We start from the raw sequence: 543 nt of genomic DNA on the forward strand, positions 1-543 counted from the left end.
TCTAACACAATGGCAAGATATTGGAACAGCCAAATACCAAGATAACTTAGCTCTTATTAAAAAATCTACCATTATGGGCACAGGCAAAATGCCCCCTGCCAATGCCCCTATTGAAAGTGGTAAAATAGAGTTCATAGATTCAGGACAAATAAATGTCCCTGAAAACATAGATACTACAGGTATGCCTATGCCAGAATATATCCCAACTCCTAAAGTGATTGATTTTTATTTAACAGATAAACATAATAATCGTTTAGAAAGTGTTGATTATGGTACTTTTGTATATTTACATATAAAAACAGTGGGGTATATAGGAAAAACAATATCTGTAGATATGAACAACGAAAAAGCAGATTACCTACTCAATGGCGAAAGACTTGAAAAAGATGTACTCAAAGACTATTTAGTACAAAACAATGAAGAAATTGTAGAATTAAAAGTAGTTGAACCTTTAAATTAATTCCTATGTGTAAAACAACATTTACTTTAAGAACAAGTACAGGAGAAACTAAGGAAACTTCTGTAAAAAATAATATTTGTAAA

General features: G+C 30.8%; 1 protein-coding gene. It reads left to right on the forward strand.

Going from position 1 to position 543, the window contains the following annotated elements:
- A partial coding sequence (locus HMPREF9441_RS17020) for a hypothetical protein (protein WP_008623367.1) occupies window positions 1-460 on the forward strand: 460 nt, incomplete at its 5' end.
- Between the last annotated feature and the right edge of the window lie 83 nt (window positions 461-543).

The organism is Paraprevotella clara YIT 11840 (genome assembly GCF_000233955.1).
GTDB lineage: Bacteria > Bacteroidota > Bacteroidia > Bacteroidales > Bacteroidaceae > Paraprevotella > Paraprevotella clara.